22 protein-coding genes are annotated in these 23639 nt (G+C 68.2%); 11 read left to right on the forward strand and 11 right to left on the reverse strand.

The window, feature by feature from the left end; all coding sequences use genetic code 11:
* Positions 1-3 precede the first annotated feature (3 nt).
* Positions 4-1401 carry a class II fumarate hydratase gene (locus CYJ10_RS22420; RefSeq protein ID WP_101683656.1) on the forward strand — a complete coding sequence of 466 codons (1398 nt, stop codon included), beginning with the start codon at positions 4-6 and terminating at the stop codon, positions 1399-1401.
* 34 nt (positions 1402-1435) lie between these two features.
* Here the strand turns inward: CYJ10_RS22420 and CYJ10_RS22425 are convergent, their stop codons facing one another.
* The 5 genes from CYJ10_RS22425 to CYJ10_RS22445 form a co-directional block, all read right to left on the reverse strand.
* Positions 1436-2329 carry a DMT family transporter gene (locus CYJ10_RS22425; protein ID WP_101683657.1) on the reverse strand — a complete coding sequence of 298 codons (894 nt, stop codon included), beginning with the start codon at positions 2327-2329 and terminating at the stop codon, positions 1436-1438.
* Positions 2330-2438: 109 nt separating this feature from the next.
* Positions 2439-4652, reverse strand: coding sequence for a xanthine dehydrogenase family protein molybdopterin-binding subunit (locus CYJ10_RS22430; protein ID WP_101683658.1), 2214 nt, complete (start codon positions 4650-4652; stop codon positions 2439-2441).
* 37 nt (positions 4653-4689) lie between these two features.
* A complete protein-coding gene (locus CYJ10_RS22435) occupies positions 4690-5673 on the reverse strand; it encodes an FAD binding domain-containing protein (protein ID WP_101683659.1) in 984 nt (327 codons plus the stop codon).
* Positions 5673-6257, reverse strand: coding sequence for a (2Fe-2S)-binding protein (locus CYJ10_RS22440; protein ID WP_219621501.1), 585 nt, complete (start codon positions 6255-6257; stop codon positions 5673-5675). Before CYJ10_RS22440 ends, CYJ10_RS22435 begins: the two co-directional genes overlap by 1 nt.
* 261 nt (positions 6258-6518) lie before the next feature.
* A complete protein-coding gene (locus CYJ10_RS22445) occupies positions 6519-7295 on the reverse strand; it encodes a DUF899 domain-containing protein (protein ID WP_101683661.1) in 777 nt (258 codons plus the stop codon).
* Between the two features lie 87 nt (positions 7296-7382).
* Here CYJ10_RS22445 and CYJ10_RS22450 point away from each other — a divergent pair, with 87 nt between their 5' ends.
* The 3 genes from CYJ10_RS22450 to CYJ10_RS22460 all read left to right on the forward strand — a co-directional run bounded on the left by CYJ10_RS22450 (position 7383) and on the right by CYJ10_RS22460 (position 9909).
* Positions 7383-8603: a helix-turn-helix domain-containing protein gene (locus CYJ10_RS22450; protein WP_101683662.1), complete on the forward strand. Its 1221-nt coding sequence runs from the start codon at positions 7383-7385 to the stop codon at positions 8601-8603.
* Positions 8604-8675: 72 nt separating this feature from the next.
* Positions 8676-9308: a Vgb family protein gene (locus CYJ10_RS22455; RefSeq protein ID WP_101683663.1), complete on the forward strand. Its 633-nt coding sequence runs from the start codon at positions 8676-8678 to the stop codon at positions 9306-9308.
* A gap of 94 nt (positions 9309-9402) precedes the next feature.
* Positions 9403-9909, forward strand: coding sequence for a GAF domain-containing protein (locus CYJ10_RS22460; protein ID WP_101683664.1), 507 nt, complete (start codon positions 9403-9405; stop codon positions 9907-9909).
* A gap of 22 nt (positions 9910-9931) precedes the next feature.
* Here CYJ10_RS22460 and CYJ10_RS22465 read toward each other — a convergent pair whose 3' ends face one another.
* Complete coding sequence (locus tag CYJ10_RS22465; protein WP_101683665.1) at positions 9932-10843, reverse strand: bestrophin family protein; 912 nt, start codon at positions 10841-10843, stop codon at positions 9932-9934.
* Between the two features lie 98 nt (positions 10844-10941).
* A complete protein-coding gene (locus CYJ10_RS22470) occupies positions 10942-11994 on the reverse strand; it encodes an MBL fold metallo-hydrolase (RefSeq protein WP_180863028.1) in 1053 nt (350 codons plus the stop codon).
* 323 nt (positions 11995-12317) lie between these two features.
* Between CYJ10_RS22470 and CYJ10_RS22475 the strand changes: the two genes are divergently transcribed.
* On the forward strand, positions 12318-12875 hold the full coding sequence (locus CYJ10_RS22475; RefSeq protein WP_101683666.1) for a ferritin-like domain-containing protein: 558 nt from the start codon (positions 12318-12320) through the stop codon (positions 12873-12875).
* Positions 12876-12999: 124 nt separating this feature from the next.
* Here the strand turns inward: CYJ10_RS22475 and CYJ10_RS22480 are convergent, their stop codons facing one another.
* Positions 13000-13986 (reverse strand): DUF1254 domain-containing protein, encoded by a 987-nt coding sequence (locus tag CYJ10_RS22480; RefSeq protein ID WP_101683783.1) that lies wholly within the window; start codon positions 13984-13986, stop codon positions 13000-13002.
* A gap of 245 nt (positions 13987-14231) precedes the next feature.
* Positions 14232-15107: a LysR family transcriptional regulator gene (locus CYJ10_RS22485; RefSeq protein ID WP_101683667.1), complete on the reverse strand. Its 876-nt coding sequence runs from the start codon at positions 15105-15107 to the stop codon at positions 14232-14234.
* Positions 15108-15233: 126 nt separating this feature from the next.
* On the opposite strand from CYJ10_RS22485, the gene CYJ10_RS22490 reads away from it, so the two are divergent.
* The 5 genes from CYJ10_RS22490 to CYJ10_RS22510 are packed head-to-tail and all read left to right on the forward strand — an operon-like array spanning position 15234 to position 20387.
* Positions 15234-16244, forward strand: a complete 1011-nt coding sequence (locus CYJ10_RS22490) for a tripartite tricarboxylate transporter substrate binding protein (protein ID WP_101683668.1) — start codon at positions 15234-15236, stop codon at positions 16242-16244.
* 16 nt (positions 16245-16260) lie between these two features.
* Complete coding sequence (locus CYJ10_RS22495; RefSeq protein ID WP_101683669.1) at positions 16261-17493, forward strand: CaiB/BaiF CoA transferase family protein; 1233 nt, start codon at positions 16261-16263, stop codon at positions 17491-17493.
* Entirely contained in the window at positions 17493-18509 is a 1017-nt protein-coding gene (locus CYJ10_RS22500) for a cyclase family protein (protein WP_101683784.1), read from the forward strand. Before CYJ10_RS22495 ends, CYJ10_RS22500 begins: the two co-directional genes overlap by 1 nt.
* A 37-nt stretch (positions 18510-18546) precedes the next feature.
* Complete coding sequence (locus CYJ10_RS22505; protein ID WP_101683670.1) at positions 18547-19506, forward strand: tripartite tricarboxylate transporter substrate binding protein; 960 nt, start codon at positions 18547-18549, stop codon at positions 19504-19506.
* Positions 19507-19520: 14 nt separating this feature from the next.
* Entirely contained in the window at positions 19521-20387 is an 867-nt protein-coding gene (locus CYJ10_RS22510) for an HpcH/HpaI aldolase/citrate lyase family protein (RefSeq protein ID WP_101683785.1), read from the forward strand.
* Positions 20388-20419: 32 nt separating this feature from the next.
* Here CYJ10_RS22510 and CYJ10_RS22515 read toward each other — a convergent pair whose 3' ends face one another.
* Positions 20420-20809 carry a hypothetical protein gene (locus tag CYJ10_RS22515; protein WP_101683671.1) on the reverse strand — a complete coding sequence of 130 codons (390 nt, stop codon included), beginning with the start codon at positions 20807-20809 and terminating at the stop codon, positions 20420-20422.
* Positions 20810-20997: 188 nt separating this feature from the next.
* On the opposite strand from CYJ10_RS22515, the gene CYJ10_RS22520 reads away from it, so the two are divergent.
* Positions 20998-21612, forward strand: a complete 615-nt coding sequence (locus tag CYJ10_RS22520) for a DUF2239 family protein (RefSeq protein ID WP_101683672.1) — start codon at positions 20998-21000, stop codon at positions 21610-21612.
* On the opposite strand, the gene CYJ10_RS22525 is transcribed toward CYJ10_RS22520, so the two are convergent.
* Positions 21591-23414: a cytochrome c biogenesis protein DipZ gene (locus CYJ10_RS22525; RefSeq protein WP_101683673.1), complete on the reverse strand. Its 1824-nt coding sequence runs from the start codon at positions 23412-23414 to the stop codon at positions 21591-21593. The two genes, CYJ10_RS22520 and CYJ10_RS22525, sit on opposite strands and share 22 nt — an antisense overlap.
* Positions 23415-23639: the final 225 nt, after the last annotated feature.

Here is a 23639-nt window from a genome sequence, read left to right on the forward strand (position 1 = left end):
TCGATGCTAGACGTACGGATGGAGCATGACGCGTTCGGCCCGGTGGAAATTCCGGCCGACCGCTACTGGGGCGCGCAGACGCAACGCGCGCTGGCGGTGTTCGAGATCGGCGACGAACGGTTTCCGGCGGCGCTTGTGCACGCCTTCGGGCTGCACAAGATGGCCGCGGCCCAGGCCAACCGGCGCTGTGGGGTGCTGGCGCCAGACGTCGCCGAGGCCATCGTCGCGGCGGCGGCCGAAGTGCGCGAGGGCCGTTTCGACGCGCATTTCCCGCTGACGGTCTGGCAGACCGGCTCCGGCACGCAGACCAACATGAACGCGAACGAGGTGATCGCCAACCGTGCCAACGAGCGGCTGGGCCAGCCTTTGGGCGGTCGGCGGCCCGTGCATCCGAACGACCACGTCAACGCGTCGCAATCGTCGAACGACAGCTTTCCGTCGGTGATGCACCTCACGGCCGTGCTGGAACTGGAGTCGCGGCTGGTGCCTGCGCTGGCCGCGTTGCGCGACAGCCTGCAGGAACGTGCCGTGGCCTTCGCCGACATCCTGAAGCTGGCCCGCACCCATCTGATGGATGCGGTGCCGATGCGGCTGGGGCAGGCCTTCGAGGGGTTCACGCTGCAGATCGACAACGCCCTGGTACGCGTGCAGTCCGTGATGCCGCGCCTGCTGGTGCTGCCGCAGGGCGGCACGGCGGCCGGAACGGGCCTTAATGCGCCGGCCGGCTTTGCCGAGGCGTACTGCGAAGCCGTGAGCCGGCTCACCGGGCACGCGTTCCGTGCCAGCCCCTGCAAGGTCGAAGGCATGGCTGCCCACGACGCGCTGCTGGAACTGTCGGGTGTGCTCAACGTGATCGCCGTGTCGTTCATCAAGATCGCCAACGACCTGCGCTGGATGAGTTCGGGCCCCAATAGCGGCATCGGCGAGCTGCAGATGCCGGAGGATGGCCTGACTTCGTCGATCATGCCCGGCAAGCGCAACCCGACCATCGCCGAAGTCATGGTGCAGGCCGGCATGCAGGTGGCCGGCAATCACGTGACCGTGACAATGGCCGGCGCGTCCGGCAACTTCGAGTTGAACGTGGCCAAGCCGGTGCTGATTCACAACGTGCTGCAGTCGATCCGCCTGCTGGCGGACAGCGCGAACGTGGTGGCACGGCGGGTGATCCCCGGGCTGGAACCCCGGCGCGAACAGCTGGCGCGCAACCTGGAAAGCCCGTTGCTGGCCGCCACCGCGCTGAACCCGGCGCTGGGGTACGACAAGGCTGCGGCCATCGTGCGCCATGCCCGCGAGCACCAGACCACGCCACGCGCCGCCGCCATCGCGCTGGGCTTGCTGAGTGGCGACGAGTACGACCGGCTGGTCGACCTGGGGCGGATGGCGCGCGGCGGTCTGGCCTAGCGGCTTGGCCTGGCTGCGGGCTTGGCTTAGCGGCCTAGCGGCGGCGCATCACCAGGTAGAGCCCGGCCGCCGCGATGGCCATGCCGGGCCAGGCCATCGCGGGCAGCGATTCGCCAAGCAGGGCGAACGCAATGACCGCCGTGACGGGCGGGACGAGGAAGAACAGCGCCGACACGCGCGACGCCTCCCCATGGCGGATCATCGCCAGCAGCAGCGAGATCGCCACCAGCGAGTTGCCGACTACTAGGTACGCCAGCGACCCGAACAGGCCCGGCGTCCATTGCACGTGCATCGGCTCCAGCCACCAGGCCAGCGGGGCCGTGACCAGCAGCGCCACCGTGTACTGCACCGTATTGGCCAGTACCGGATGCACCGGTGCGCCGAAGCGCTTTTCCCACAGCGTGCCGATGGTCATGGCCAGCAGCGCCAGCACCGCGAAGGCCAGGCCCAGCAGCGATGTCATCTGCACCGATGACTTAGTCGTGATGACCATCACGGCACCGGCCACGCCGAGCGCCAGCCCGGCCCAGCGCACACGGTCGACGCGCTCGCCGGCAATGGCCGGTGCCAGCAGCCCGATCAGGATCGGCTGTTGCGACGTGACCAGCGCCACCGCGCCGGCAGACATGCCCAGCTTGAGACTCAGGTAGGTAAACGCAAAATAGCCGGCCTGGATCAGCAGGCCGATCATCGCCAGATGCAGCCAGGGCGCCAGGCTGCGCGGCATCGGCGGCCGCAGCCACAGGCAGGGGCCGATCAGCAGCGCCACCACGCAGGCGTAGCGCAGCGCCAGGAACGTCAGCGGATCGGCGTACTGCAGGCCCAGCTTCAGGAAGACAAAGCCGCAGGACCACAGCAGCAGGAACAGGGCGGGGGCCAGGCGCAGCCAGAGGGGGGTGGCTGGCGCCTGCAACGTGCGTTCAGGCATGGACGAGGGGCCCGGACGGCGGCCGTGGCGGGAATCAGGCGCAACGATAACACCGGTTCGCCTGCTGCATTGTCACACCGTCACACTGCCGGCCCACGCGCCAGCCGGGTCAGGTCATCAGCTTTTCCTTCACGATCGGCAGATCGCGGATGCGCTTGCCCGTGGCGTGGTACACGGCGTTGGCCACCGCCGCCGCAAAACCGGTGATGCCGATCTCGCCAATGCCGCGCGCGCCGAATTCGTTGAACTCCAGGTCGGGATGATCGAGCAGCAGCACGTCGATCTGCGGCTGGTCGGCATGCACCGGCATCGCGTACTCGGCGTAATTGTTGTTGCCGGGCATGCCGTTGCGCTCGTCGTACTCGGTGGCCTCGAACAGCGCCATGCCGATGCCCATCACGATCGCGCCTTCCACCTGGTTGCGCGCCGTCACCGGGTTGATGACGCGGCCCACGTCGATGGCGCTGACCACGCGGGAGACCCACAGCCGCGAGATGCCGGGGTCCCAGCGCACTTCCACGAAATGGGCGCCGAACGACATGAACGACAGCTTGTCGAGATTCGGGGCGCCCCCCGTGCGGCCGAAGCCTTCGGCCGCCGCAAAGCGCTGCTTGTTCAGCACGGCCACGTAGTCGACACGGCGCTTGCCATCGGTCAGTTGGCCGCCTTCCATCCGCAGTGTCTCGGGCCTGGCACCGGCGAAATCGCCGCCTTCGCCCGTGGCGAACGTGCGCAGTTCGGCGATGGCGTGGCGCGCGGCCTCGGCCACCGCTGGCAGCACGCTGGCGGTGGCCCACGAACCGCCGGCCACCGGCGCCGCCGGGAACGACGAATCGCCCAGCCTGACGTCGATCTTCTCGAACGGCAGGCCGGTCAGTTCGCTGACGGTTTGCGCAACGATCGTGTACATGCCCGTGCCGATGTCCTGGATGGCGCAGGTGACCGCCGCCGTGCCGTCGGCGCGCAGGAACACGCGGGCCTCGGACGGCGTGCGCCATGCGTCCCAGTTGCAGGCCGCCATGCCGTAGCCGATGATCTCGGTGCCCTCGGTCATCGAACCGGGACGCGGATTGCGCTGGTCCCAGCCAAACTTGCGGCCGCCCACCTCGATGGCCTCGCGCAGGTAGTTGCTCGACCACGGCAGGTTCGTGCTTTCGTCGCGCGTGGAGATGTTATCGAGCCGGAACTGCAGCGGGTCTTTCTGGCATGCCAGCGCCAGTTCGTCGATGGCCGACTCCAGCGCGAACAGCCCCGGCGCCGCGCCGGGCGCGCGCATCGAGGTGGGGGCGCCACGGTGTACGCTGGTGGTGTGATGCGTGACGCTGACGTTCGGGCATGAGTACAGGCTTTGCGTCATGCCACCGCAGTTCTCCACATACTGCTCGATGAACGATGTGGTGTTGACCGATTCGTGCCGGATTGACGTGATCCGGCCATCGTCGCCCGCCGACAGGCGCAGCCGCTGCCGCGTCTCGGGCCGCTGGCCGGTGGTGGTGAACATGAAGGCGCGCGGCACCACGAACTTCACAGGCCGCCCCGTCATCTTCGCCGCTGCGCTGGCGGCCACCGAATGCGGCCACAGGAACAGCTTGGACCCAAAGCCCGAGCCCAGGAACGGGCAGTCGACCGTGACGCGCTCGGGGGTCAGGCCGAACACCAGTGCGATGGTATTCCGATGCACGGTCGCGCCCTGGGTGGCCTCGTAGAGGTGCAGGTCGCCGCCTTCCCACCAGGCAACGGTGGCGTGCATCTCCATCGGGTTGTGGGTTTCGACGGGGGTCCGGTAGACGGCATCGATGCGCACGGCGGACGCCACGAACACAGGCTCAGGCGTGCCGCGCGCATGGCCGCTTCCGCCATCGCGCAACCCGTTGGCCCGGATGCCGTGCTCCAGGTCGATCACGGCCTGCGCGGCATCGTACGACACCTTGACGCGGCAGGCGGCTTCGCGCGCGTGCTCGTAGGTGTCGGCGATCACCAGCGCCACCATCTGGCCGCCATAGTGAACGGTGTCGTCCTCGAACGGCAGGCGGTGTTCGTCGGTGATCGATGCGGTCAGGATCGTGGCGCCGGAGATCGGGCTCTTCGGCGTCTTGTACAGGCGCGGGAAGTTGCCGTTGTGGAGCACGTCGACCACGCCGGGCACGCGGCGCGCGTCGGCATGGTCGATGCCGGTGATGCGTCCGCTGGCCACGGTGCTGTACACGCCATAGGCGTGCAGCATGCCGGGCATGGATCGGTCGGCGGTATAAAGGGCGGCGCCGGTCACCTTGAGCCGGCCGTCGATGCGGCGCGGCGATGCGCCGATAGCGGTGCTGTTCACGCGAGTCTCCCCTGGGAGTCGGCGGGTCGTGCCGGCTTCACGCCGTCAGGCGCGACAGGTTGCGGATCACGGCCTGCTGGCCGAGCGGAATCTTGAAGGCGTTCTGGCCATACGACACGGCGCCCGCCATTGCGGCGACGGCCGCCTCGCGGATCAGCGCCTCGCTGAGCGGCTTGCCGCGCAATACGGCTTCGGCATCGGGCGCACGCCACGGCCTGGTCGTCACGCCGCCCAGCGCGATGCGGATGTCGCGCATCGTGTTGCCGTCGAGCGCCAGGATCACGGCGCTCGATGCCAGCGCAAACTGGTACGACGTGCGGTCGCGCAGCTTCAGGTAGGCCGACCGGCTGCCCGGCATCGGCGCATCGAGCGTGATATGCGTGATCATCTCGTCGGGCTCCAGCGCGTGCTCCTTCCACGGGGTGTCGCCGGGCAACAGGTGGAAGTCCGCGAACGCGATGTCGCGCGTGCCGTTCGGCCCCTGCACGTGAATCGTTGCGCCGATGGCGACCATGGCCACGCACATGTCCGACGGATGCGCCGCGATGCACTGCGGGCTGCCGCCCAGCACCGCGTGCACGTTGCGGTTCAGGCCGTCGATGGCCGCGCATCCCGCGCCCGGCGTGCGCTTGTTGCAAGGCGACACGCCGTCGCGGAAGTAGCCGCAGCGCACGCGCTGCATGACGTTGCCGGCCGTGGTGGCCTTGTTGCGCAACTGCGTGCTGGCGCCGGACAGGATCGATTCCGACAGCACGGGATAGTGCTGCGCGATGTGCGCGTGGCGGGCCAGGTCGGTATTGCTGACCATCGCGCCGATCCGCACCTTGCCATCCGGGAGCGGCTCCACCTTGTCGAGTCCGAGTTTGTGGATGTCCACCACCCTGGCCGGCCGAATGATATCGAGCTTCATCAGATCGAGCAGCGTGGTGCCGCCCGCCAGGTAGACCGTGTTGGCGTCGCGGCCGTGGAGCACGATGGCCTGCTCCACGTCGGCAGCGCGCGCATATTCGAAATTGCGCATCACGGTCTCCCGATCTTGCTGCGCGCGTCCTGGATGGCCGCCACGATGTTCTTGTACGCGCCGCAGCGGCAGATGTTGCCGCTCATGGCCTCGCGCACTGCAGCTTCGTCGGACGGCACGCGCGTGTCCTGCAGGATGCCCACCGCGCTCATCATCTGGCCGGCCGTGCAGTAGCCGCACTGGTAAGCATCGTGATCCCAGAACGCCTGCTGTACCGGGTGCAGCGTGCCGTCGCGCGCAAGACCTTCGACCGTGGTGATGTCGTCGCCATCGTGCATCACCGTGACCGACAGGCACGCATTGACCGTGACGCCGTTGACGATCAGCGTGCAGGCGCCGCACTGGCCGTGGTCGCAGCCCTTCTTGGTGCCGGTCAGGTGCAACTGGTCGCGCAGCGTATCGAGCAGGATCGCATTGGCCGGCACCGTCACGCGATGCGTGGTGCCGTTGACCTTCAGCGTGACCGGATAGCCGGTGCCCGTGGCGTCCGGTGCAGCGGCCTCGGATGCCAGCGTCACGCCGTCGGCCACGCAAGCGGGCGTGGCGCCCGATCTGCCGATGGGCGCAGTTGTGGGGTCTTCCATGGTTTCTCCTTGGCGGGAGTCAGACCACCGGCCCGGCCACATTGCAAGGTTGTCATGTGCGGGCAGGGGCGACAGCGAGAACGCGCGCTCTCACTTTATGCGCCCCGTGCGCTTTTTCAAGGACGGTTTGCTGCGTGAGTGACAAGGAAAATGTCTGGACGTTTGTCTTGTCCCGGCCATGGCGTTGTGGTTGCGCCGCGCCCGATGCCGCGATGGCATCACAGGAGCCGGCGCATGCGGAAGCCGGCGATTGCGCCCGCATCACGACGCTGTCGCCTCATCCTCGTACTCGTCGTGCCGTCGCCACCAGTTCACGGTCTCGTTGCGTCCCAGCGGTGCGCGGTCCAGCCACGGGTACATGCCCCACAGCGCGTCCAGGCCGCGCGCGTAGGCCGAATAGGTGTGATAGACCACGCCATCTTCCAGCACGAAGGCGCTCATGCCGGGGCGGTCGCGGGTGAAGGTGGGGACGTCGGTGCCACAGGTAGCGGCGGTGCGTACGGTCGATTCGGATGGCGGCGGGCTGTCGTCGTCGGGTGCGGCCCGCACGAAGTTGTACGCGAAGTCGCCGTCACGCTGCTGCTGCTCGGTGATCGACACGTCGAAGTCGAAGTTGAACGTGCTGTCGCTCGACGACGCCCAGGGAAAGCGCCAGCCCATGCGCTTGCGATACGCCAGCAGCTTGTCGATGGGCGCGCGTGACACGGCCCAGAGCATGACGTCGTGGTGCGCCAGGTGGATGGCGAAGCCGTTGAAGCCATCGGCGATGGACGAGCACGACGGGCAGCCCGCCTTGTAGTCGGGGCCGAACATGAAGTGGTAGACCAGCAGCTGCGAGCGGCCACGGAACAGGTCGGACAGCGCCACGTTGCCGTGTTCGGTATCGAAGCGGTAGGCCTTGTCCAGGTGTACCCACGGTAGCGCCTGGCGCTGTTGCGCCACGGCGTCGCTGCGGTGGGTCAGTTCCTTTTCGGCCGAGAGCAGGTCCAGGCGCGCGGCCAGCCATTCCGCGCGGGTGCCGGTGCGATGTGATGTCATCGTGATACCTCCGTGATTGGCAAGGGTCGTGTGCTAGATTAGGCGCCGGCTCCCAGCATGGGGAGTAACAGGTGTGGCGGGATTCCCATGGACTCACTGATCACGGCGGCGGCGCGCGCGCTGGCGGCCGGCGACCCGCTCGGCGCGCTGAACCGCATCGCCCTGCGCGATGACGCTCCCGCGCTGGCCCTGCGCGGTATCGCCATGTCCCAACTGGGCGATTTCGTGCGCGCCCGCGCGCTGCTGCGCGGCGCGGCTCGCGCCTTTGGTCCCAGGGAAAGCATCGCGCGTGCCCGCTGCATCGTGGCCGAAGCCGAGATCGCCCTGGTGTCGCGCGACCTTGGCTGGCCTGCCAGGGCGCTGGACACGGCCTGGCAGGTGCTCGACACCCACGGCGACACCCTCAACGCCGCGCACGCGCGCTACCTGATCGCGCGGCATCACCTGCTCACCGGCCAGCTCGACGATGCCGAGCGGACCCTTGCCATGATCGATCCCGCGCCGTTGCCGCCCGCGCTGCGCGCCGCGCACGAACTGATAGCGGCCGGCATTGCCGTGCGTCGCGTGTCGTTCTCGCCGGCGCGCGATGCGTTGCAGCGTGCCGGCGTTGCGGCGCGGCACGCTGGCATTCCCGCGTTGATGGCCGAAGTCGATGGCGCGCTGGACACGCTGCGCGCACCGGTGGCGCGTCTGCTGGCGCGGGGCATGGAGCAGCCGCTACGACTGGACGCGGTGGAGGCCTGGTTTGCGTCTGATGCCCTGATCGTGGATGCCTGCCGCATGGTCGTGCGGCAGCGGGCAGCCGTCGTGCCGCTGGCACGGCGGCCGGTGCTGTTTGCGCTGGCCCGTGCGCTGGCGCAGGCATGGCCCGACGATGTACCGCGCGACGTGCTGATCGCCACGGCCTTCCGCATGCGCCATCCCGATGACACGCACCGTGCACGCCTGCGCGTGGAAATCGGGCGGCTGCGCAAGGCGCTGGGCAAGCTGGCGGGTATCCATGCCACGTCGCAGGGCTTTGCGCTGGCGCCGCTTGCCGGAGTCGAGGTCGCGGTGATGACGCACCCCGTGGAGCAGGCCCACGCGGCGGTGCTGGCGTGCCTGGCCGATGGCGAATCGTGGTCAAGCTCGGCATTGGCGCTGGCGCTGGGCACCAGCCAGCGCACGGTGCAGCGCGCGCTCGATGCGCTGGCCGAGGCGGGCAAGGTCCAGCCGGTGGGAGGCGGCCGGGCGCGCCGCTGGATGACGCCGGCGATGGCCGGATTCGCGACGGCCTTGTTACTCCCCGCGCCGCTGCCCGGCGCGTAGCATGGTTCCAGATCCACCACGCAAGCGCGTCCATCGCGTCCCGAGCGTCCCGCAAGTCGAAAGGAAATCATCATGAAGCGTATCGCCGCAGAGATTGTCCAGGAGTACGGCCCCTTTTCGGGTGTCGATCATGTCCATGGCCTGACGTACGACGGCAAGCAGGTCTGGTTCGCCGTGGGCGACAAGCTGCTGGCACTTGACCCCGCCAGTGGCAAGACCGCCCATGCGATCAGCGTGCCCGCGCATGCCGGCACCGCGTTCGATGGGCGCCACCTGTTCCAGATCGCGGAGCGCCGCATCCAGAAGATCGATCCGCAGACCGGGGCGGTGGTGGCCACCATTCCGGCGCCGGGCAACGGCAATGACTCGGGCCTGGCCTGGGCCGAAGGGTCGCTCTGGGTGGGCCAGTATCGCGACCGCAAGATCCACGAGATCGACCCCGAGACCGGCGCGATCCGCCGCACCATCGAGTCGAGCCGCTTTGTCACGGGCGTGACCTGGGTCGATGGCCAGCTTTGGCACGGCACCTGGGAGAACGACCAGAGCGAACTGCGGCATATCGATCCGCAATCGGGCAAGGTGCTTGAAACGCTGGAGATGCCGGCCGGCGTCGGCGTGTCGGGCCTGGAGTCCGACGGCGCCGACCGCTTCTACTGCGGGGGCGGCGACAGCGGCAAGGTGCGGGCGGTGAAGCGGCCCAGGTAGGGCGTGATTTCTCCCTCTCCCATGGAGGGACGAGGGGAGAAAACCGGGGATCGCGAGTATCATCGGGCCGATCATTACCGTAAGGCACTTCCCGATGTTCCAGCTCTCCGACAATCTCTCCGAATCCTCCAAGCCTGAACAGTACGCCGCCCTGGTGGAGATGGCGCGCGGGCTGCTGGCCGACGAGCGCGACCTGATTGCCAACGCGGCCAACTTTTCCGCGCTGGTCTACCACTCGCTGGCCGACCTCAACTGGGCCGGCTTCTACTTCTTCGATGGCACAGAACTGGTGGTGGGGCCGTTCCAGGGCAAGCCGGCCTGCGTGCGGATTGCCATCGGGCGCGGCGTATGCGGCACGGCAGCCCTGACGCGGGCCACGCAGCTGGTGCGCGACGTGCATGCTTTCCCTGGGCATATCGCCTGCGATGCCGCGTCGCGCGCCGAGATCGTCGTGCCGCTGGTGGCGCCGGATGGCACGCTGATCGGCGTATGGGATGTCGACAGCCCGCGCGAGGCACGCTTCGACGAGGCCGACCAGGCCGGCATGGAAGCGCTGTGCGCGGTGTTTGTCGAATTGGGCTGGGGCCGCCGGGCCGGCTGACGCCCGGTGTCCCGAGGCGTCGTCAGACCTGGATGAAGTCGTGCGGCGACGGCGCGGTGCTCTTGGGCGCCTCGCCAACCATCTCCAGCACCGTCGACTCGATCATGTAGGACATGGCCGTCAGGGCCAGGTCGTTGGGCTCCTCGCCAAACGGCTCCTCGATCTCGGCGCTCAGGGCCTCCAGCGCGAAGAACGTATAGGCGATAAAGCAGACGATGACCGGCGTCATCAGGCCGATCGAGTCGAGCAGCCCGAACGGCAGCAGAACGCAGTAGAGATAGATGCAGCGGTGGATGATGACCGAGTACGTGAACGGAATCGGCGTGCCGGCCAGCCGCTCGCAGCCGCCCAGCGCGGTGCTGAGCTGGTTCAGCGACATCTCCATCGGCTGGGCCAGCGCCGGCGCCAGCTGGCCTGCCCGGAGCCGCTCGCCGACCCATTCTCCAGCCATCAGCAGCGCGATCGCAGGCCTGAACTTCGCCGCCTTTAGCCGGGCGGCGTCGGCTTCATCAAGGAACGGGGCCACGTCGGGCCATGCGTCGGTGCCGCGCAACTGGTGTCGCAAGGCGTGGACGAAGGCACAGAGCCGATAGGCCAGCCGGCGCGCGTCGTGCTGGTCGGCCACCAGCGTCAGCGCCTGGCGCGTCAGCGAGCGCGATTCGTTGAGCACGCTGCCCCAGAGCGTGCGGCCTTCCCAGAAGCGCGCGTAGCTGGTGCTGTTGCGAAAGCCCAGGAAGATGGCCAGCGTAAGGCCGATCAGCGAGAACGGCACGAAGTTCAGCGACACCTTCCATTCGCCGATGCGCCCGTGAAAGACCGTGATGACCGCCGCGAACAGCGTGATCGTGACGAGTTGCGGGGCAATCCTGGGCAGGACCGACCCCCGCAGCACGAACAGCATCTTGAACCAGTGGAGCGGCGGGCGGGTAATCATCGGCGTGCGGACATCGGGGCAAAGATGCCATGTTCGCACGCCGGCGCGCCGGCCAACAGGGGGGCTGTGCCGGTGGCGGCGAAGCGCCGCGGCGGCGATCAGCGATCGCTGCGGATCGGCCCGAATTCCACCGGCACCCAGGTGTAGCCCACCTGGTCGCGCCGCACGTGGCCCAGCCCCGGGAACGGCAGGTGCGCGCCACCCACCCACAGCTTGCCCTTTGCCGCATCGGCCAGCACGCGCTGGCGCGTCAGCACGGCCTGGTGGCTGTCCACGTCGAACTCGATCGCGATGTTCGGACGGCGGAACTGCGTGGCGTGGCTGTGGACGATGTCGCCCCACAGCAGCAGGTTTTCCTTGCCCGACACGAACAGGTAGCCGGTGTGGCCCGGCGTATGGCCGCGCGTGGGCACGGCCCGCACGCCCGGGATCGGTTCTTCGCCGGCGGTGGCGTTGAACGTGCGGAAATGGTTCGCGGCCTGGTATGGGGCCACCGCATCGCGCGCCATGCCGAACAGCGGCCTGGCCCCTTCTGGGGCGCTGGCGGCCACCGATTCGCTGAGCCAGTAGTCGGCATCGGCTTTGTCGGCGTAGACCGTGGCGTTCGGGAACACGGCCTTGCCGTCGGCGCTCAGGCCGCAGGCGTGGTCGCCGTGCAGGTGGGTCAGCAGCACCGCATCCACTTGTTCCGGGGTGTAGCCGGACGCACGCAGGTTCTGCAGGATGCCGCCCAGCGTCGGGCCGAAGCACGCGGCCGCGCCGGTATCCACCAGCACCAGATGCGTACCCGTGTTGACCAGGTAGGCATTGACCGCCGTCTGCATGCCCGGCGTCGACGCCACGAACATCCGCGCCAGCAGGCTCTGCACCTCGCGCGCGCTGGTGTACTTCAGCACCTTGGGGTCCAGATCGATATAGCCGTCGTAGAGCGCCGTCACTTCGAGCTGGCCCACCATCATGCGGTAGTAGCCCGGTACCTGCGTCTTCTGCTGGGCGGGCGGGGCCGCCTGGGCCTCGCTGGCCGTCAGCGGCAGCGCCGTGGCCATGACGGCGGCCACTGCGGTGGCGGTAGCCGTGGCCGACAGGCGGGACAGCAGCGAAGACAGCGGGGCGGGGGACAAGCGGGCGCGGGGCAGGCGGCGCGATTCCATCGTGGATCTCCGAATGAGCGGGGTTTGGCGTCTGCAATCCGTTGCAGATGTACGCAAATCGTCACACTACGCGGATCTCCGGGCAGGGGCAAGTTGGGCCTTGCGGTAGTGGGGATAAGCCCTTCGGGTGACGGGCGGCGGGGGAGGGCGCGGGGATTGCAAGCTTCGATGCCCGGCCTTTGTAAAAAGCACATGGGCGCGCGGCCTTGCCCACGGTTTTGCCGGGGCTGCGCCAATGGCACCGTTTTTGCCTGCAGCGATAAAGGCCGCCCCCGCATGCAGCGGGGTGCGGAACTATTCAGAACGATGACGAAGGAGTCCCCATGTCTAACAAGCAACCGTTCCTGACGGACATCAAGACCATTCGCGAGCGTGCCCGCCAACACATCGACGACGGCGCGGTGACCGCTGGGTACGACGCCGAGCGCGACACCGTGATCAAGCTGCTGAACGAGGCGCTGGCCACCGAAATCGTCTGCACGCTGCGCTATCGCCGCCACTACTTCATGGCCAAGGGGCCGAACTCGAAGAGCGTGGCCGAGGAATTTCTGGCGCACTCCAACGAAGAGCAGGGCCATGCCGACCAGATCGCCGAGCGGATCGTGCAACTGGGCGGCGAGCCCGACCTGTCTCCCGACGGGCTGGCGTCGCGCAGTCACGCCGAATACGTGGAAGGCACTTCGCTGACGGACATGATCAAGGAAAACCTGGTGGCCGAACGGATCGCCATCGACACCTATCGCGAGATCGTGCAGTACATCGGCCCGAAGGACCCGACCTCGCGCCGGCTGATGGAGAGCATCCTGGCCGTGGAAGAGGAACACGCGGACGAAATGCTGGACCTGCTGTCGTCGCATCCAGAAGACGAGAAGAAGCACTGAGCGGGCGCCTGAAGGCGCCAGGGCCTGAGCCACGGAGCCACCGAGCCATGAAAGAAGGGGCGTGCATGCACGCCCCTTCGTCACCTTCGTCCCTTTCGGCCTTGCCCGGCCGGGCACCGGGCCGTCAGTTCACCGGCTGCGGCGCCGGGAACTGGTACTTGCCGCTGAGCACCTGCTGGCGCGGGCGGTACATCCGCACCGTGTAGTTCCATCCGTCGACGATGGGCAGGCAGTTGGCGGTATTGGCCTCGCAGCCGCCGAACTGGATCGTGATGGCACCGTCCGCGTCCCGCTTCGCCGTCAGGTTGTTCAGCGTATAGGCGCCGGCGGGGTTCTTCTCGAAGTAGCCCTTGGCGTTGTAGACGCTCACCGACCAGAAGCCATCCACGGGCACATCCTTCACGTGCAGCCGGTAGATGGTCTTGCCGTCGTTCTTCGGTGGCGTCACGTTCAGGTACGTCGCGTCGCGGTCGGGATTGCCGCCCCAGCCCGCAGCGGCGCCGAGCAGATGCCGGACCGGATCGACTTCGCCCTTCTTGCCGAAAGCCCCCTTGAAGTCAGGCAAGGTGGACTGCAGCACCAGGATGGCGTCGCGCACCTTCTTCTGGCTGGCGGGGTCCCAGTCCGGTAGTTGCAGCGTGCCCGGCGCCTTCTGGCTGACCTGGATGGCATCCTGCAGCGCGTGTACCTGCTTGATGTCCTCGGGGCTGGCCGGGTCCACCAGCGTGCGCACGCCCACCACCGCGTAGCGCGTGCCCACGTTCTCGCGGGTCAGCACGTGCTTGCCGGCGCCGTAGTACACGGCCGGCACGTAGTGGTCCTCGCTGATGACCTGCATCGACATGAAACGCTTGCCCGGGTTGGGCATGGTAATGGTCACCGGGCCCGCGTCCAGGTCGAACACGCCGGACGAATAGATTGTGTCGCGGTTCAGGCGGATGACGGTCTGGTGGTCGATCGATGCAGGCTCGCGCCGGTGCAGGAGCTTGCCCATGCCGCCCTGTTTGGCCAGGCCGGCGATATACATGTCCGATTCGGCGCGCACGAAGTTGTCGGCCGTGACCGGCACCGGGGCGCCTTCCGATGCGGGCTTGTCCTGCGCGTGGGCCATGCCGGCGGCGGCAAGGGCCGCTACCGCGAGGGCGTGGACGACCTTCGCGTGGACGACATTGGCGTGGATGGCGTTGACGATCTGCGTCTCTTTCACTGGCTCACCTTTCCCAAGGAAGCGTGGCCGGAGGGCCACTCGCGGGCCAGTATGCCGCAAGCCACCCGGCGCGGGAGTACCGTGCGAAATGACTCAGATCGCGTGTCGAAACCATTTAACTGACCGGGCCGCGACCCGGTGCGCCCCGCTCAGACCTTGCCGGCCGCGGCGCTGCGCAGGGTGTCGAGCAGCGCCGCGATGACGCGGTCCTCAGCCGGCGCCACGCGCGACACGAACGAGATCTGGCGTGAAGGCGGGGTGTCGCCCAGCGTCATCACGCGCACCGGGAATGCCTCGAGCAGATACGGGTCGGGCTGGGGCAGCACGGACACGCCCAGCCCGCGCGACGCCATGGCGACGATGGCCGGAATCGACAGCAGTTCGATGCGCGAGCGCACGTCGGGGGCCGTCCGGCGCACGAAATCGGCAGCCACCGACCCGGCAATGGTCGACGTATCGAAGCGGATCCACTCGTAGGCCTTCAGCAGCGCCTTCGCGGTACGGCCTGCCGAATCGCGCGGCGCCACCAGTACGCACGGCTCGCGGAACAGCGGCGCCCAGCGCACGCGGGTCGAGGCACCCGATTCCGGCTGGGCCACCACGGCAGCGTCGATGGTGCCCGAGCGCAGCGCGTCGACCAGCCCGGTGGAGCGCCCGCGTTCCAGCCGCACGTCCAGGTTGGGATAACGCTCGCGCACCAGCGCCGTGAACGGCGGCAGCAGCGTCACCTGCATGGGTTCGATGATGCCCAGCGTAACCTTGCCTTCCACCACGGGCGCCGAGCGGCGGCGCAGCGACTCCATGGCATGGATCGCGCCGTCCAGCGTGGCGCTGACCTCCAGCGCAAACGGCGTGGGCCGCACCTGCAATGCCGAGCGGTCGAACAGCGGCTGGCCGAAGTAGGTTTCCAGTTGCTTCATCTGCAGGCTGACCGCGCTGGGCGACAGGCTCATCTCGGCCGCCGCCCCGGCAAAGCTGCCACAGCGCAACACGGCGGCCAGCGTCTGGAAGCACTCCACCTTCATGAGTTTTTCTCACCGATAGGTTTAAAAACGTCACTTTATCTCAATCGACGGCATGGCTACGATGCTTGCCAGACGGCGCCGATCGAACAGGTGCCGCACCGCACAATATCTGGAGACAACGCCGTGATGCCGCATCGCCCGCGCCTGCGCACCCTTGCCACTGCCTTTTCCACTACCGTACTCACCGTTTCCGCCGTCGCCCTGGTCGCGGCGGGGATCACGGCCACCGCGCATGCGGCCGAGCCGGTCGTGCCCAAGACCATCCGTGTGGTGGTGCCGTTCCCGCCCAGCGGCAGCAACGACGTGTTCGCGCGGCTGGTCAGCGAAAAGCTGTCGAAGAAGCTGGGCGTCACGGCCATCGTCGACAACAAGCCGGGCGCCGGCGGTGCCATCGGCGCCGAATTCGTGGCGCGCTCGGCGCCCGATGGCGCCACGCTGATGATCACGTCGTCCACGTTCACGGGCAACGCCGCCGTGCAGCCCAAGACGAGCTACGACGTGAACAAGAGCTTCGTGCCGGTGGCGATGCTGGCCAGCGGCCCGATGGTGCTGGCCGTGTCCGAGAAGTCGCCCTACAAGACCGTGGCCGATCTGATCGCCGCCGCGAAGAAGGACAAGGGCGGCATCAACTATGGCTCCTCCGGTATCGGATCGATCAACCAGATGTCCAGCGAATTGCTGGCCGGTGACGCCGGTATCGAATTCACGCACGTGCCGTACAAGGGCATCTCGAACGCGCTGACCGACCTGATCGCCGGGCAGGTGCAGTTCGTGATTGCCAGCTTTCCGTCGGTGGCCACGCAGGTGAAGGGCGGCAAGCTGCGCGCGCTGGCCGTGACGTCGCCGACGCGCTCGCGCTTTGCGCCGCAGTGGCCGGCGGTGGCCGAGACCGTGCCGAACTATTCCGCCGAACTCTGGTGGGGCGTGTTCGCGCCGGCCGGCACGCCGCAGCCACTGGTGGAAAAGCTCAACGCCGAGATCCGCGACATCATCGCTACGCCCGAGATGCGCGAAATCTTCTCGCGCGAAGGCGCCGAGCCATCCGCGATGACCGCCGCCCAGTTTGCCGAGCACATCCGCCGCGACAGCGCGCGCTGGAAGCAGGTGGCCAAGGCCCGCAACATCACCGCCGAATAATTCACAGAGTCTTTCCATGTTCAGGCAGCAAGCCCTGGCGCCCGACGCCACCGGACCGCTCGACGGCATCCGCATCCTCGACCTCTCCCGCCTGGTGGCGGGCAACACGCTGACCATGGCGCTGGCCGACCTGGGCGCCGATGTGCTCAAGGTGGAACCGGCCAGCGGCGACACGCTGCGCGACTGGAAGGTCAAGGACGTGCCCACCGCCTGGAAGGCGTACTGCCGCAACAAGCGCAGCCTGTGCCTGAACTTCCGGGCCGAAGGCGCCATCGACGTGATTCTCGACCTCGTGGCCCACGCCGATGTGTTTGTCGAGAGCTTCAAGCCAGGCACGCTCGAAACCATGGGCCTGGGGCCCGACGTGCTGATGGCGCGCAACCCCCGGCTGGTGATCGTGCGCGTATCGGGGTGGGGCCAGGACGGCCCGTATTCGCATCGTCCCGGCTTCGGCACGCTGGTGGAAGGCATGTCCGGGTTTGCGTCGATGAACGGCTTTGCCGACCGCGAGCCGGTGCTGCCGCCGATCTACCTGGGCGACATGACCGCCGGCCTGTACGGCGCCATCGGCGTGCTCAGCGCCGTGCGCAACGTGGAAGTGCGCGGCGGCGTGGGCCAGGTCATCGACCTGCCGCTGCTCGATCCGATCTTCGCCATCCTGGGCGCGCAGGCGGCCAACTACCGGCTGACCGGCAAGGTCAAGCCGCGTACGGGCAGCCGGTCTACCAACAGCGCGCCGCGCAACGCCTACCAGACGGCCGATGGCAAGTGGGTGTGCCTGTCGGCGTCCACGCAGGCCATGACCGAGCGGCTGTTCCGCGCCATCGGCCGGCCCGAGCTGATTACCGATCCACGCTTCGCCGCCAATGCCGAGCGCGTGAAGCACGCCGCGCTGCTGGACGGCATCATCGGCGAATTCCTGGGCACGATGACCCAGCCCGATTGCGTCGCCTTCTTTGACAAGGCCGGCGTGACGATCGGGCCGATCTACGACATCTCTGACATCGAGCACGACCCGCATTTCCACGCGCGCGACATCGTGGTGGAAATCCCCGACGCCGAGATGGGCCAGATTCCGGTGCACAACATCTCGCCGCGACTGGGTGGCACGCCGGGCGCCTTTCGGCGCGCGGCACCGGCGCTGGGCGAGCATTCGCTCGAAGCGCTGCGCGCGGCCGGGCTCGACGACGCACGTATTGCCGCGCTGCAGGCCGCCGGCGTGGTAATTGACGCCGGCAAGGACCAATGATGGCCGCCAACCCGCGCTGGAAGCACCGTCCTGAAGGATCCAACTGGGGCGACTTCGGCCCCGACGACCAGCTTGGCCGCCTCAACCTGATCGGCCCCGCGCAAGTGCTGGCCGCGGTGCGTGAGGTGCGCGTGGGGCTGACGTTCTCGCTGAGCCTGCCGCTCGATGTGCCGCGCGCCGGCGTGCTGAACCCGCGCCGCCGTCCGCCCGTGCTGCATCCGTCGGAAAAGGACGGCCAGCGCGTGTTCAATCGCCCGATGGCTGGCGATATACCGGGCGCCACAGACGTGATCAGCGACGACCACGTCACGCTGTCGCCGCAGTACTCCACGCAGTGGGATGCCCTGGGCCACGTGAACTGCCTGTTCGATGCCGACGGCGACGGCCAGGCCGAAACGGTAGGCTACAACGGTTACTCGGTGGGCACCGGCAGCGCGGCCGATGGCACGTTTATCGGCGCGCAGGCGCTGTCGATTGCGCCGATGGCCGCGCGCGGCATCCAGGGGCGCGGCACGCTGGTGGACGTGCACCGGCATTTCGGCCCGGCGCGGTGCGCGGTGGGCTATGACGACCTGATGCGCGTGATCGAGGCCGACGGTGTGGACGTGCAGCGTGGCGACATCCTCTGCGTGCATACCGGACTGGCCGACATGGCACTGCAACTGTCCGCCGCCGACGACCATACCGGCCTGCGCAACGCCTGCGCCGTGCTCGACGGCACCGACGCACGGCTGCTGCGCTGGATCGACGAAGCCGGCATCGCCGCCATCGCCGCCGACAACCACGCGGTGGAAGAGCGTCGTCACGCACTGCCGCCGGGCACCACCGGCCCGCTACTGCCGCTGCACGAGCTTTGCCTGGTCAAGCTCGGCATCCCGCTGGGCGAGATGTGGCACCTGACGCCGCTGGCCGCGTGGCTGCACCAGGCCGGGCGTGCCTCGTTCCTGCTGACCGCTCCGCCGATGCACCTGCCGCGCGCGGTGGGATCGCCGGCCAACCCGATTGCCACGGTCTGACCGACCGCATCCATTCAAGAAAACAGGAGACCTGTCCATGCATCCGACCTGCCGCAAACTGCTGGTCGCAGTGGCCGCCTGCGCGCCGCTGCTGGCCGCCGCAGCCTACCCCGACCGCCCGATCCGCATGATCGTGCCGTATTCCGCCGGCGGTGGCGCCGACAACACGGCGCGCGTGATCGCGCAGCGCATGAGCGCGTCGATGGGCCAGCAGGTGGTGATCGACAACCGTCCCGGCGCGGCCGGCGTGATCGGTGAGGAAGCGGTGGCCAAGGCCACGCCCGATGGCTACACGGTGCTGTACGACGCGTCGGCGTTCGCGGTGAATCCGAGCCTGCGCAAGATGTCGTTCGACCCGCTCAAGGAACTGGTGCCGATCTCGCTGGTGGCCACCGCGGCCAACATCCTGGTGGTGCCGCCCAACGCGCCGTATAAGACGGTCAAGGAATTCATCGCCTATGCCAAGGCCAACCCCGGCAAGCTGACGTTCGCGTCGGCAGGATCGGGCAGCGGGTCGCACCTGGCCGGCGAACTGCTCAACGCCAAGGCCGGCATCGACCTGCTGCACGTGCCGTACAAAGGCGGTGCACCGGCGCTGACCGACGTGATGGGCAACCAGGTATCGGCCTACTTCGGCAACGTGGCATCCACGCTGAACTATGCCAAGGGCGGCAAGCTCAAGGCGCTGGCGGTGACGTCGCTCAAGCGCAACCCAGGCTTGCCCGATACGCCGACGCTGGCCGAAAGCGGCCTGCCCGATTTCGAGGTGCTGGAGTGGAACGGCGTGTGGGTGCCCAAGGGCACGCCGCCCGACGTGGTGGCGCGGCTGGCGAAGGAAGTGCAGGGCGCCGTGGCCGATCCGCACGTACAGGACAAGCTGCGCCAGATGGGCCTGGAGCCGGTGGGCAATTCGCCGCAGCAGTTCGGCAAGTTCGTGCAGGGCGAGGCGGCGCGCTGGGGCGCGCTGGTCAAGCAGCGCAATATCCGCGCCGAATGAAGGTGAGGGCGATCATGCGCAGCAAACTGTTTGTACCGGGATCGCGCCCGGAGCTGTTCGACAAGGCGCTGGCCAGCGCGGCCGACGCCCTGTCGTTCGATCTCGAAGACGCCGTGGCCGAGCCGCGCAAGGCCGAGGCCCGCGCAGCGCTGCAGGACCTGCTGGCCTCGGGCCGTACGGCGGCATCGGGCAAGACCATCATCGTGCGCGTGAACGCGCCGGACACCACCCACTTCGCGCCCGACATCGTCGCCGTGGTGCGCAACGGGCTGCATCTGGTCAACGTGCCGAAGGTGGAGGAAGTCGAGCAGGTGCACCTGGCCGCCAGGGCCGTGGCGCTGGCCGAGGCCGCCAACGGCGTGACCACGCCCGTGAAGCTGCTGCTCAATATCGAATCGCCACGGGGACTGCGCAAGGCGCATGAACTGGCCGCCGCCGATGCGCGCGTGGCGGGGCTGCAACTGGGCTACGCCGACCTGTTCGAGCCGGCCGGCATCCACCGGCGCGAAACGCTGGCCGTGGCGCAGACGATGTTCCAGATGCGCATGGCCGCCGCCGAAGCCGGGGTGTTTGCTTACGACGCGGCCTTCGCGGACGTGAAGGATGCCGATGGCTACCGTGCCGAAGCCGAGCTGGCGCGCCGCTTGGGGTATCTGGGCAAGAGCTGCATCCATCCGAGCCAGATCGCGCTGGCCAATCAGGTATTCCAGCCGACCGAAGCCGAGATCGCCGCCGCACAACGGATCGTGGCGGCCGCCGACGAGGCCGACGCCAAAGGCATAGGGGCCTATCTGGTCGACGGCAAGATGGTGGACCGGCCGTTCGTGGACCGCGCCCGCGCCGTGCTGGCACAGGCGCGGACGATGGGCTGGGCCGGCTGAAGCGTGCCTGGCGTGTCGCGCGCCGATGGCGCTTACCGCGCCGCGGCGCTCGGCTTGCAATCCTTGACGTAGCCGGTGACACGGCCCTTGCTCAGCAGGGGCCGCCAGTCGCCGGCGCTGCGGATCTGCACGTCCGTGCCCTGCCGCGCGGCGCGCAGGTTGATCAGATACGAGTAGCCCGCATCGGCGCGATGGCCATAGCCCACGCGCACATCCACCTTGCCCGGTTCGGGGTAGGCCTCCACCGTGGCGTCATCGCCAAGCTTCTGCTTCAGGCACAGCACCAGGTCGCCCACGCTGGCGTCCGAATGGAGCGTGTTGCCATCCTGCGATTCGAGGTACTCCATGCTGCTGCCGCTGGCACAGGCCGCCAGCAGCGGCGTAACGATAGCCGCGATCAACAGTGGCCGAATTCCGATCATTGAAAGTCCCGTAAAAAGTCGTCTGGAAAATCTGCCCTGCGATGCTGCCACGCGCGGCGTTTCGGGTCAAAATCGGACGCCTTGGTCTACCTTCCTGCGGCCGACAAAAATATTACCCGGGTGTAATTGACTGCCCTTATATTACCCGGGTAATATGCTCCCATCTCAACCGGAGTCGGGAGACCCGCATGGAAGACATCGAATCTTGTACCGCCTTTGCAGGCGAACGGCGGCTGGCGTCCGGCACGCCGGTGGCGGTGGCATTGGCCGTGGCGGCCGCGCTGCGCGCCGATCCGCATCAATCGATCCTGGCGTTTGGCGATGTCACGGGCCGGCAGGTGGATTTCGACCTGCGCGGCAGCGACGCCGATATCGCCGCGCGGCTGGCGCCGCCGGCTGCCGAGGAGGGCCCGGCCAGGAAGGGCGCCGGGCGGCCGAAGCTGGGCGTCGTGGCGCGTGAAGTCACGCTGCTGCCGCGCCATTGGGAATGGCTGGGCGAGCAATCGGGCGGGGCATCGGTGACGTTGCGCAAGCTGGTGGATGCGGCGCGCAAGGGGCAGGGCGTGGAGGGGGCGGAAGGCGCGAAATTGGCCGCCAACCGTGCCAAGGCGGCGGCGGACCGCTTCATGTCGACGATGCTCGGCAACCAGCCCGGCTACGAGGAAGCGTCGCGCGCGCTATATGGCGGCGACCGGGACCGCTTCCTGGCGCTGTCCCAGACGTGGCCCGCCGACCTGCGCGACCACGCCCGCAAGCTGGCCGCGCCGGCCTTCGACGCCGATCAGCCGAACGTGAACGCGTAGGCCTGGGCGCCCGGGTCGAGGAAGCGGATCTCGAACGTGTGTTCACCGACTTCGCCCGCCTGGCGCACCAGCTGGTAAAGCCGCGTGGCGATGATCGCCCCGTTGCCGTTGGCGTCGATGTCGGCGCCATGGCTGTCGCCCGGCGCCTTGCCGTCGATGGTCACCACGAAGCGCACGGCGCGGCCATTGGCGGCCGGCCCCAGCACCAGGTGCAGGTCGCGGGCCTGGAAGCGGTAGCGGATGCTGCCGTCGGCGCGCTCCACGGTGGCGAATTCCGGCCCCACCGTCCATTGGCCTGCCAGTCCCCACTGATTCAGGCGCAGGTTGCCGTCCACGGCGTAGTTGCGCGGTGCGTCCGGACGGATGCCGCCCGGCGAGGCAAAGTTCGACGCCTGGTTGTAGCCCACATAGGTTTCGCCAGAGCGGACGTTGCGCAGGTCGGGGGCGGCCTGTGCGCCCTTGGCATCGGGCACCACCACATCGCGCGACGCCGACGGCTGGCCGGCTTCGGCCAGCAGCGTCTGGATCACACGCTCGGATTGGGCGTAGTCACCCTCGCCAAACTGGTGGTGGCGGATATTGCCGCGCGCATCGACAAAGTAGGCCGCCGGCCAGTAATTGTTGTTGAAGGCGCGCCAGATGTTGTAGTCGCTGTCCACGGCCACCGGGAAGCCGATCTTGAAGTCGCCAATCGCGCGGCGCACGTTGTCCGGCTTCTTCTCGAACGCGAACTCGGGCGTGTGCACGCCGATGACCTGCAGGCCGGGGTACTTGTCGGCCCAGGCGCGCAGGTAGGGCAGCGTGCGGATGCAGTTGATGCAGGAATACGTCCAGAAATAGACCAGCGTGACCTTGCCCTGCAACTGCTGGCGCGTGATCGGCGCGCCGTTCGGCGTGTTGAACCACTGGACGGCGCCATCGAGCGATGGCAACTGGCCTTCCACCGGCAGGCGGTTGCCGACGCCATAGCCCTCATAGCCCGTGCCGTTGGCAGCCAGCAGCATGCCGGCGGCCGGCGCGCCGTCGTTGACTGCGGCAGCCGTGGTCGAACCCTCGCTGCCGGCCTGCGGCACGCGTGCCGATGCGTTGTGCAGCCGGTCGATCAGTGCCTGTTCCAGCCGGGCCGGGCCGCTGACGGACAGCCGCGCCAGGAAACCGGTATCGGCGCCAATGGCGATGGCGGCCACGCCGCCCAGCACGCCCACGCCCAGGCCGCGACGCAACCATTCGCCGGCCCCCATCGAACGCTTCATGGCCAGGAACAGGCGGCCGCCCAGGCCCAGCGCAGCGGCCAGCGACGTGGCCGCACCGGCTGCGTACGCCACCAGCAGCAGCGAGCTTTGCACGCTGGCGCCCTGCAGCGCGGCCGTGGTCAGCACGATGCCCAGGATCGGGCCGGCGCAGGGTGCCCAAAGCATGCCCGTGGCCACCCCGAGCAGCAGCGACGCCCACGGCGACGCCGTGCCGGCCGTGCCATCGCCAGCCAGCCGGTTGCCCAGCGCCACCACGGGCCGGGTCAGCGCGTCGGCCAGCCGGGGCACCAGCAGCGACACGCCGAACACCGCCAGCAGGGCCAAGGCGGCGTAGCGGCCGTATTCGTTGGCGCGTACCGCCCAGGCGCCGCCCACCGACGCCAGCGTGGCCACCGCCGCGAAGGTCAGCGCCATGCCGGCCAGCATCGGCAGCCGCCCGCGCAGGAACGGCTGGCCGCTGCCGCTCAGCACGAACGGCAGCACGGGCAGGATGCACGGGCTCAGGATGGTCAGGGCACCGCCCAGGTAGGCAAGGATCAGCAGCGTCATGGTCGGGTTCCTTTCGGAAGGGATTTGGGGCCAGCCATCTGGCATGCCCCAATGAGACGCCCGTGATCTACCGTAAATGTGTCGCCAATCGGCAAAGTTGTATGGCTTTGTGGGGCGGCTGCCGCCAGATACATTGCGATACACGCGAAGGCGCGCGCGCCCATACAATCTCGCCAACAGACTGATTGTTCACATTTTTCCTAGAAATAGATTGCCAGGGGTGAA

Origin of the sequence: Cupriavidus pauculus, assembly GCF_002858765.1 — a bacterium.
GTDB lineage: Bacteria > Pseudomonadota > Gammaproteobacteria > Burkholderiales > Burkholderiaceae > Cupriavidus > Cupriavidus pauculus_B.

Bases quoted from the DNA above. Each gene is read 5' to 3' on its own strand.
- CYJ10_RS22460 (WP_101683664.1), top strand. From the start codon at position 9,403: ATGTTCCAGCTCTCCGACAATCTCTCCGAATCCTCCAAGCCTGAACAG.
- CYJ10_RS22455 (WP_101683663.1), top strand. From the start codon at position 8,676: ATGAAGCGTATCGCCGCAGAGATTGTCCAGGAGTACGGCCCCTTTTCG.
- CYJ10_RS22450 (WP_101683662.1), top strand. From the start codon at position 7,383: ATGGACTCACTGATCACGGCGGCGGCGCGCGCGCTGGCGGCCGGCGAC.
- CYJ10_RS22475 (WP_101683666.1), top strand. From the start codon at position 12,318: ATGTCTAACAAGCAACCGTTCCTGACGGACATCAAGACCATTCGCGAG.
- CYJ10_RS22420 (WP_101683656.1), top strand. From the start codon at position 4: ATGCTAGACGTACGGATGGAGCATGACGCGTTCGGCCCGGTGGAAATT.
- CYJ10_RS22520 (WP_101683672.1), top strand. From the start codon at position 20,998: ATGGAAGACATCGAATCTTGTACCGCCTTTGCAGGCGAACGGCGGCTG.
- CYJ10_RS22445 (WP_101683661.1), bottom strand. From the start codon at position 7,295: ATGACATCACATCGCACCGGCACCCGCGCGGAATGGCTGGCCGCGCGC.
- CYJ10_RS22480 (WP_101683783.1), bottom strand. From the start codon at position 13,986: ATGGCCCACGCGCAGGACAAGCCCGCATCGGAAGGCGCCCCGGTGCCG.
- CYJ10_RS22525 (WP_101683673.1), bottom strand. From the start codon at position 23,414: ATGACGCTGCTGATCCTTGCCTACCTGGGCGGTGCCCTGACCATCCTG.
- CYJ10_RS22510 (WP_101683785.1), top strand. From the start codon at position 19,521: ATGCGCAGCAAACTGTTTGTACCGGGATCGCGCCCGGAGCTGTTCGAC.
- CYJ10_RS22470 (WP_180863028.1), bottom strand. From the start codon at position 11,994: ATGGAATCGCGCCGCCTGCCCCGCGCCCGCTTGTCCCCCGCCCCGCTG.
- CYJ10_RS22500 (WP_101683784.1), top strand. From the start codon at position 17,493: ATGGCCGCCAACCCGCGCTGGAAGCACCGTCCTGAAGGATCCAACTGG.
- CYJ10_RS22490 (WP_101683668.1), top strand. From the start codon at position 15,234: ATGCCGCATCGCCCGCGCCTGCGCACCCTTGCCACTGCCTTTTCCACT.
- CYJ10_RS22425 (WP_101683657.1), bottom strand. From the start codon at position 2,329: ATGCCTGAACGCACGTTGCAGGCGCCAGCCACCCCCCTCTGGCTGCGC.
- CYJ10_RS22465 (WP_101683665.1), bottom strand. From the start codon at position 10,843: ATGATTACCCGCCCGCCGCTCCACTGGTTCAAGATGCTGTTCGTGCTG.
- CYJ10_RS22435 (WP_101683659.1), bottom strand. From the start codon at position 5,673: ATGCGCAATTTCGAATATGCGCGCGCTGCCGACGTGGAGCAGGCCATC.
- CYJ10_RS22515 (WP_101683671.1), bottom strand. From the start codon at position 20,809: ATGATCGGAATTCGGCCACTGTTGATCGCGGCTATCGTTACGCCGCTG.
- CYJ10_RS22440 (WP_219621501.1), bottom strand. From the start codon at position 6,257: ATGGAAGACCCCACAACTGCGCCCATCGGCAGATCGGGCGCCACGCCC.
- CYJ10_RS22485 (WP_101683667.1), bottom strand. From the start codon at position 15,107: ATGAAGGTGGAGTGCTTCCAGACGCTGGCCGCCGTGTTGCGCTGTGGC.
- CYJ10_RS22505 (WP_101683670.1), top strand. From the start codon at position 18,547: ATGCATCCGACCTGCCGCAAACTGCTGGTCGCAGTGGCCGCCTGCGCG.
- CYJ10_RS22495 (WP_101683669.1), top strand. From the start codon at position 16,261: ATGTTCAGGCAGCAAGCCCTGGCGCCCGACGCCACCGGACCGCTCGAC.